The sequence below is a fragment of the Methanoregula sp. genome, from assembly GCF_002835825.1.
GTDB lineage: Archaea > Halobacteriota > Methanomicrobia > Methanomicrobiales > Methanospirillaceae > Methanoregula.
Window position 1 is genome coordinate 1 of sequence record NZ_PIZH01000674.1, and the last position, 1,140, is coordinate 1,140.

At 58.2% G+C, this 1,140-nt stretch carries 1 protein-coding gene; it reads right to left on the reverse strand.

Annotation, left to right across the window (positions count from 1 at the left end; all coding sequences use genetic code 11):
* Positions 1 to 1,140 (reverse strand): DNA polymerase domain-containing protein (locus tag CW742_RS14340; RefSeq protein ID WP_292421547.1); only part of this gene is annotated, 1,140 nt, incomplete at both ends.

The following is a 1,140-nucleotide window of genomic DNA, read 5'->3' on the forward strand; positions in this document are numbered from 1 at the left end:
GCCCACTCCCAGCCGAGCGCCTCGATGATACGGGAGATGGGCTGCCTGATCGTCTTGTCCAGCATCGTCTCCCAGTCCACGAGAAATTCCTTCGGCACCTGGTCCGCGTACTCGAACGCAAGTACATCAGTTTTCGGGTACTTCGCGGTCACGGTCTTGATGTACACCCGTTTCGGCTTGCTGCCTTTGCCGAACTCAGTTTTAAGGTGCACGTTTGCGTACTTCGCTCCCCGGATGTGGGCGTCATCTGTTTCGTAATCATCGAGGGCTTTCCCAATCCCGCCGGGAATCCCGATTTCATCAAGTGAGTACTCCCCTTTCCGGTACTTTTTGATAACGTCCGCAAGGTATGCCTTGACCGCGGGATACCCCTCGCCCCGCAGGATCATCCCCATGACATCGCGCTGGACGACTTTTGTGATCTGCGGGTAATCGGAGCGGCGGATTTCAAAACCGACAATGTCCAGCTCATCGACATCCTTTCCCTCTTTCCAGATGAGCTGCCCGGCATACCGTTTCTTCTTCCCCGCCTGGAAGAACCTGCGGTACACTTTTTCGAACTTGATGGAAAAGAAATGGTTGTCCGCGTTCAGCTCGCGTTTCGCAAACTCGCTGTAGCTCCCGTTCAGCCGTTTCTCAATGGTCCGGGCGGTCTCGATCGTTGCCGGCAGATCACCTTTCGGGAGCGCGATCATGCACGAGTCCGTGTCGCCGTAGATGACATGGTACCCCATCTCCTCGATTACGGTACGGGTATGCTCGATGATCGCCCGGCCGACCGATGTCACGGCCGAACCGATCTCCCGGTCATACAGCCGGAACCGGGTGTAGCCCGAGACCCCGTAATAGGTGTTCATGATCACCTTGAGGACGTTCTGCTGCATGTCGTAGACCACATACTCGGGAGAACCGAACGGGTACCGGTCCCGGGCCCGTTTCTTCTCGTACCGCTCGGTGAGAAGGGCACGGATGATGCTCCGCGTGAGCCCGTCCGGCTCGCGCCGGAACCTGATCCCGTTCGGCGCCCTGAGTTCCCCGGCCGGATCCTTGGTCTCGGGCGAGGCGTTGATGGTCATCATCGCCATCGGGTACAGGCTTTTGAGGTCAAGGACAACGATGTTCTCCCGGACCCCCCTGCTC